This is a genomic window from Actinomyces succiniciruminis (assembly GCF_900002405.1).
Taxonomy (GTDB): Bacteria; Actinomycetota; Actinomycetes; order Actinomycetales; family Actinomycetaceae; genus Actinomyces; species Actinomyces succiniciruminis.
In genome coordinates, this window is sequence record NZ_LK995510.1 from 60,381 (window position 1) to 67,242 (window position 6,862).

Genomic DNA, 6,862 nt, shown 5'->3' on the forward strand with positions numbered 1-6,862 from the left:
ACACATACATAGGGGCGGAGTGAGCGTCACCACCACCGGGCACATAACGGGTCATCGACGCGAACGTGGTGCTTCAACCCGGCGCGTCCCGGTCTTCTAGCTGGTTCGGGCGTCTACCCCACGAGCCGTCGCAGGAACTGCCGAATCGTCGACCGCAACACGCGAACCGTCGGGCGAGGGCGCGAACCGTCGGGCATGATCCACCGCGCGCCCTCCCAGCCAACGCGCACTCCCACAAATCGCGCCACGTGCCGCGCTACCGGGACACGCGCGCCAACCACCACCGACAGCCCAGGGCACCCTCAAGCACGAAGAACTCGGAAAGCCGCCGTCAGTCCTATCGGTTCTGCGCCCCACGAAGGACGCATGGGAGTCGGGAAAGGCTCACTCGTCTCCTTCTTTGCCGTCCCGGATGGCCTCGTGGTGGCGGATCACCTCGGCGACGATGAAGGCGAAGAACTTCTCGGCGAACACCGGGTCCAGGCCCGCCTCCTCCGCGAGCGCCCGCAGCCGGGCCACCTGCTGCTCTTCACGAGCCGGATCCGAGGGTGGCAGGTGTAGTTCCGCCTTGAGCCGGCCCACCTGCCGGGTGCAGCGGAAGCGCTCCGCCAGCAGGTGGATGAGGGCGGCGTCGAGGTTGTCAATGGTGGCCCGGTAGGCCGCCAGCTGCGGCGGCACCGGGGCGGGCGTACCCAACGGCGCCCCCGGTCCTGCCTGCGGCTGCGGCAGCTGGGTGCTCATGCGGTGCGGGTCCTGCCCTTGGAGGTGGCTGACAGGGTGCCACTGCCGTGCTCATAACGGGGGCTGCCGGTGCCGCGCACGGCGTCGGCGTCGACGACGACGCGGCCAACCTCAGGCATGGAGGGCACCTCGAACATGGCCTGCCCGAGCACCTCCTCCACGATGCTGGTCAGCCCGCGAGCACCGGTCTTGCGCTCCAGTGCGAGGGTGGCGATGGCCCGGATGGCCTCGTCCGTAAGCTCCAGTTCCACGCCATCGAGGCTGAACAGGTACTTGTACTGGGTCAGCAGGGCGTTCTTAGGTTCGGTCAGCACCCGCACCAACTCGTCCACGCCCAGGTCATGCACGGTGGCGATCACCGGCAGCCGGCCGATGAACTCGGGGATGAGCCCGAACTTGTGCAGGTCCTCGGGACGCACCGGCGTGGTGAACACGTCCTCACCCTGGTCCTTGGCAAGAGTGGCACCGAAGCCCACGTTCTGGGCGCCGGCCTCGCGGCGGCGGCGTTGGCGGACAATCTCCTCGATGCCGGAGAAGGCGCCGGCGGCGATGAACAGGATGTTCGTGGTGTCGATCTCCAGGAACTCCTGGTGGGGGTGCTTGCGGCCGCCGCCCGGCGGCACCGACGCGGTGGTGCCCTCGATGATCTTCAGCAGGGCCTGCTGCACGCCCTCCCCGGACACGTCGCGGGTGATGGAGGGGTTCTCCGCCTTGCGGCCGATCTTGTCGATCTCGTCGATGTAGATGATGCCCTTCTCGGCACGCTTGACATCGCCGTCCGCGGCCTGAATGAGCTTGAGGAGGATGTTCTCCACGTCCTCGCCCACGTAGCCGGCCTCGGTCAGGGCGGTGGCGTCGACGATCGCGAAGGGCACGTCCAGCAGGCGGGCCAGGGTACGGGCCAGGTGCGTCTTGCCGGTGCCGGTGGGCCCCAGCAGCAGGATGTTGGACTTGCCCAGCTCCAGCCCGTCCCCCTCGGCGACGGCGCGCTCACGCATCTGGACGCGCTTGTAGTGGTTGTATACGGCCACGCTCATGGCGCGCTTGGCGTCTTCCTGGCCGATGACGTACTGGTTCAGGAAGTCGAAGATCTCCTGCGGCTTGGGCAGTTCGAGCGGGACTCCGGAGCTGGACGCGCCCAGTTCCTCATCAATGATCTCGTTGCACAGCTCGATGCACTCGTCGCAGATGTAGACGCCCGGTCCCGCGATGAGCTTCTTGACCTGCTTCTGACTCTTGCCACAGAAGGAGCACTTGAGAAGGTCGACGCTCTCAGCGCTGCGTGCCACCTGGATTCCCTCCCGTTTTCGGGTGCGCCCGCCAAGTGCGGACACCGCCCCAGCCTACGGGGAGCAGGCCGCCACGGCTACAGTCAAACGGCCGGTGTGTTGACACCAATCCCTGGGCGAACAGCCGCTGGTGCCCGTATCCCCTGGGCAGGCGGTGCTCCATCAGTGCCCGGAGGCGGTGCGACCCCAGCGCCCGGAGCGCAGGTCCGCAGCAATCCCCAGGGCGCCGGCCACGAGCGTAGGCAGGATCCAACCGGTGGTGTCATTCCAGTGGCCGGTGGCCGCCAGCAGCTGCGCGGGAGCATCCGCCCCGAAGCCGGCCAGGGCCGCAACCAGCCCCAGCAGCCCGGCCACGCCCACCGGCACCCGGTAGGCGGCCCGGAGGTGTCCGGGGGCGACGGCGTCAATGAGCGCGACCAGCACCAGCGTGATCGCCACGGGATACAGCAGCAGCGTCACCGGCGTGATGACCGCGATCATGGCGCGCAGCCCCAGGTTGGCCAGGCCGAAGGAGATGACCGCGCCGGCCAGCAGTTGCGCATGCGGGCGCAGCCGCGCCGGGACCGGCAGGGCGGGCAGCACCGCCGTGGCGTAACCGGCCCAGGCGGACAGCAGCCCCACGCTGGTGGTCAGGCAGGCCAGCAACACGATGGCCGCGAAGATCACTACCCCCCCCAGTTGCCCAGTGCCCGGGCCGCGGCCGCACGCAGCAGGGCGGTGCCGTCGTCGGCGGCACCCGGGGTGCGCTCACCGATCAGGGCCAGCCCCACATACACCGCTGCCAGCAGGCCCGCGGCCAGGGCCCCGGAGGCGGCGGTGGCCCGCACCACCGCGCGCGGGGTGCGCAGGCCCCGGCCGTGCAGCGTGGTGATGACCACGATGCCGAAGACGGTTGCCGCCAGCACGTCCATGGTCAGGTAGCCGCGGGTGAGCCCGGTGGCGACGGGAGCGGCGGTGTAGTCCGGCGCGGCTGGGCGCGTCACCACCGGCTGGGAGGCGACCACCACCGTGCACAGCACGGCGATCAGCGCCAGCAGCGCGGGGGTGAGCCAGCGGCCGATCGCGTCGGCCAGGTGGCTGGGCCGGGCCGCCACCGCCACAGACGCGGTGAAGAAGACGGCCGCATGGGCCGGCAGCGCCCAGTGGCCCGCGTCGACCCCTGCCAGGCCCAGCAGCGGGCGAATGGCCAGCTCGTAGGAGACGGTGGCCACCCGCGGCACCGCGTACAGCGGGCCGATGGACAGGTAGACGGCCAGCGGCATCAGCGCGCCGAAGCGCGGCCCCACGCGCCGGGCCAGGCCCACGATCCCCTCTCCGGAGGTGGACACGGCGACCACGGCCGCCAGCGGCGCCACCACCCCGGTGGCCAGGAACCCGACCAACACGGCGGGCAGGTGTGCGCCGGCCGACGCGCCCAGGACCGGTGGAAAAACCATGTTGCCGGCGCCGAAGAACAGGGCGAACAGCATCAGTCCGGTGGTGGCGATGGTCGCCGGTCCGGCTCCCCCGCCGGGCGTGGGGCGGGCGGTGTTCACGGTGGCCGGGGCGGGGGCCGCCGTGCGCTCAAGCAAGGGTGATCCGCCCGACTAGGTCCACCGGCCCGGTGAGCACCGGGGAGGCGCCGTCGGTGAGCGGGGCGGCGCCAACGTGCACGCCGACCTCGCCGCCGGGCAGGCGCAGCAGATAGTCCGCGGGCGCACCGTTGCCGGTCCATTCATGCAGGGCCAGCGCCGCCGCGCAGCTGGCCTCGGCGCTGGCGCGCACCTCCCCAACGCCCGGCGTCAGCACGCGCACGCGGGCACGACCGATGGTGGCGCCGGTCTCCGGGTCGGTGTGTTCCCCGAGCGGCACCAACAGCTCCAGGATCGGGGGCGTTAGCGGCGCGGGCGTGTAGGCGATCGACTCGCTCGCAGCGGGATCGCCAAGCTCGGCGGCGTCCAGCTCGGCCTCCTGCTCGACGGCGACGACGGCGTGCCGGCCCGACAGGTTCAGGCTGAGGGCGGCCCGTTCCCCGGCCAGGCCCGGGATCGACACGGCGGTGTCCCACCCTTCCGCGGCAGCGTCCGCGGCCGGATCGGTCACCTCCGCCAGGTGGGCGGGGCCGACGTCGACGGCCCACAGCTCGCCCAGGCGGGTGACGGTGCGGGCACCGCCACGGGTGCCGATGGTGATGGCGGCGCCGTCGGCGAGGGACACCAGGCCCTCGGCGTCCAGTACGGCGGCCAGCAGGCGGCAGGCGTCGCCGTAGGTGGGTGCGGCGCCGGCCGTGGGGGCGCCGTCGGGGCGGTAGTAGTCCAGGAACCATTCGGCCTCGGGGACGGCGGCGCGGAACGCCTCGGTTCCGGGCAGGGCGGCGGTGCGCGCCACCCGTACCAGGCCGTCGGCGCCCAGGCCCGTGTGGGGGTCGCAGACTGCGGCGACGTCGGCGGCGGTGAAGGCGGCCTCCCGCTCGGGGTCGACGAGCAGCAGGAGGTCGGAGCCGGCGGCGTGGCCCTTGATGAGGGTGCGGCCGGCCAGGCCGGGGGCGATGGTCATGGGGTCACCCTATTGCCTAACCGGAGCTGTCACTGTCCGGCCCGGGCGTGGGAGTCGGCCGCCTGCACGAGGCGGGCGGCTTCGGCGACGACGCGCTCACGCTCCCCACTCGCCCAGGTGACCCCGTTGGCGGCGACGTCGAGCCAGTGCACGCGCGGGTCGCGGCGGAACCACTTCAGCTGCCGGGAGGCGAGTTTGCGGGTGGCGGCGGCAGTGGCGGCGACCGCCTCTGATCGTGGCATGCGGCCGTCGAGTACGGCGATGGCCTGGGCGTAGCCGATGGCGCGCGGCGCGGTCGGCCCCTCCCGCAGGCCGTCCTCAAGCAGGCCGGCGGTCTCCTCCAGCAGGCCGGAGGCGAACATGGTCTCGGCGCGCACGTCGATGCGCCGGTTCAGGACGTCGCGGTCCCAGCGCAGCGCAAGGTGCACGGTGGGGACGAGGTCGGCGTAGCGGGGCAGCGAGGCGGAGAAGGGACGGCCGGTGAGCCGCACCACCTCCAGGGCGCGCACAATGCGCCGCGTGTTGCCCGGCTCAATGCGCGCGGCGGCTTCCGGGTCCACCCGTTGCAGCTCCTGCCGCAGAGCGGCGGTGCCCTCGACTCGGGCGCGTTCCTCCAGTGCGGCACGCAGCCGGGGGTCGGTGCCGGGAAAGTCCAGGGCGTCGGTGACGGCGCGCACGTACAGCCCGGAGCCGCCCACGATGACGGCCCGGTTGCCGCGCTCGGCGATGCCCTTTAGGTCGGCGCGTGCATGGGTCTGGTAGGCGGCGACGCTGGCCTCCTGGCGCACGTCCAGCACGTCGAGTTGGTGGTGGGGGTAGCCGCGGCGCTCGGCGAGGGGGAGCTTGGCGGTGCCGACGTCCATGCCGCGGTAGAGCTGGAAGGCGTCGGCGTTGACCATCTCGGCCGCCCCGCCCAGGGCATCGGCCAGGTCCAGGGCTAGCTCGGATTTGCCGGTGGCGGTGGGACCGACCACCGCCACCTGCACCGGCGGGATCTGGGCGCTCACAGCTCGGGCAGCAGGGGTTGGACCCGGCTGAGGGCCTGGGTGCAGGAGGACAGGGCGGTGTCCAGGTGCAGGCGCAGCTGTGCGTCGGTGACGCCCGGCTCCATCCCCACCAGGTAGGTCGCACGCACCAGCGGACCGGCCGGAGTGTCCACGAGGGCGACGGTCGGGAAGTACTTGTCGCGGTTCCAGTCGTTGACGGAGGCCGCCAGCTCGTCGCGTTCGCTCTCACCGGCCGGCTTCTCCCAGTCGCCGGACACCAGCAGCCAGTCGTCGTGGCCCTCGGGAATCTCAATGACGAAGGGGAAGCCGTCCCAAGTGCCCAGCAGGCATACGTGGTCATCCTCGCGGTGCCGGCGCACCCCGTAGCCCATCGGACCGGTGAGCATGGCCTCGATGCGATCCAGGGTCAGTGGGGTGGGCAATTCGCCGTTGTCCTGCCCGCGTGCGCCGCCGCGGGCGACCTGCGCCGGGCCGGGCTGCGAGTCGGCTCGGGTGTCGACGCGCTCGGGGTAGTCGATGTCGAAGTCGGACAGGTCCACCGGCCCGGGGCGGCGCAGCCGACGCCCGCCCTCGCGGTGGATTTGCCGCACGTCGGGCGGGTTGTCCTGGTCGCCGGGAACGCGCTCATCCCAGGACTTGCCGAACAGGCGCGCGATAAAGCCGGTCCAACGCCGGCCGGGCCGACGGCTCATGGCTCCAGCCTTCCGCGGATGGGGTCCGGGAAGACGTCCTCCGCCTCCCGCATGAGGGCGACGATGAGCCGGCAGCCGGTGAAGATGAAGTCCTCGAGCTGCGCGTCGGTCATGCCGGCGCCCAGCGGATAGGTGACCTCCCCGTGCAGCCGCACCACGCCGCCGTCGGCGATCGTCAGGTAGGCCTTGGGACCGATGCGGGTGGCGTTCCAGTCCTCCACCAGGCGGCGCAGTTCTGCCAGGTGCTCGGTGTCGGCGATGCGGTGCCACACGCCGCGCAGCTGCAGGGCGCGGTCGCCCTGGAAGATGGCGTGGACGGTGACGTAGCGCCAGGGGATACCGACGTCGCCCTCATCGTCGAGGAAGAAGCGCAGGCCCAGGCGACGCACGCAGTCCATGACGCGGTCGACGTCCACCGGAGCCGGGGCTGCGGGGGCGTCGGCGGCGCTGGCGGGTTCGAACTGCGGCATGACACCAGCGTAACGGGCGGCCCTAATGTTTCCCATGTGGCTTCGCGGACGGCTGCGCGGCACGCAACCGGCGGGAGAGGTTGGGGCGAAGGCGTGGCGGGGCTGGCGGGAGCGGCCCGAGGCACGAG

At 72.0% G+C, this 6,862-nt stretch carries 6 protein-coding genes and 1 pseudogene; all 7 read right to left on the bottom strand.

The annotated features are described in order from the left end of the window. Positions 1-384: 384 nt before the first annotated feature. The 7 genes and pseudogenes from BN1056_RS08305 to BN1056_RS08335 all read right to left on the bottom strand — a co-directional run bounded on the left by BN1056_RS08305 (position 385) and on the right by BN1056_RS08335 (position 6,734). Positions 385-741: a chorismate mutase gene (locus tag BN1056_RS08305; RefSeq protein WP_210580328.1), complete on the bottom strand. Its 357-nt coding sequence runs from the start codon at positions 739-741 to the stop codon at positions 385-387. Continuing rightward, positions 738-2,030 carry an ATP-dependent Clp protease ATP-binding subunit ClpX gene (gene clpX / locus BN1056_RS08310; RefSeq protein ID WP_210580402.1) on the bottom strand — a complete coding sequence of 431 codons (1,293 nt, stop codon included), beginning with the start codon at positions 2,028-2,030 and terminating at the stop codon, positions 738-740. Before clpX ends, BN1056_RS08305 begins: the two co-directional genes overlap by 4 nt. Positions 2,031-2,192: 162 nt before the next feature. After that, positions 2,193-3,499 (bottom strand): annotated as a pseudogene (brnQ, locus tag BN1056_RS15095) (branched-chain amino acid transport system II carrier protein). A 94-nt stretch (positions 3,500-3,593) separates the two neighbouring features. Then, entirely contained in the window at positions 3,594-4,565 is a 972-nt protein-coding gene (locus tag BN1056_RS08320; RefSeq protein WP_210580330.1) for a diaminopimelate epimerase, read from the bottom strand. A gap of 29 nt (positions 4,566-4,594) precedes the next feature. After that, positions 4,595-5,572, bottom strand: coding sequence for a tRNA (adenosine(37)-N6)-dimethylallyltransferase MiaA (gene miaA / locus BN1056_RS08325; RefSeq protein ID WP_210580332.1), 978 nt, complete (start codon positions 5,570-5,572; stop codon positions 4,595-4,597). Further along, positions 5,569-6,264: a type III secretion system chaperone family protein gene (locus BN1056_RS08330; protein ID WP_210580334.1), complete on the bottom strand. Its 696-nt coding sequence runs from the start codon at positions 6,262-6,264 to the stop codon at positions 5,569-5,571. The genes miaA and BN1056_RS08330 overlap by 4 nt, the downstream gene beginning before the upstream one ends. Continuing rightward, positions 6,261-6,734, bottom strand: a complete 474-nt coding sequence (locus BN1056_RS08335; RefSeq protein ID WP_073330589.1) for a YbjN domain-containing protein — start codon at positions 6,732-6,734, stop codon at positions 6,261-6,263. Before BN1056_RS08335 ends, BN1056_RS08330 begins: the two co-directional genes overlap by 4 nt. Positions 6,735-6,862: the final 128 nt, after the last annotated feature.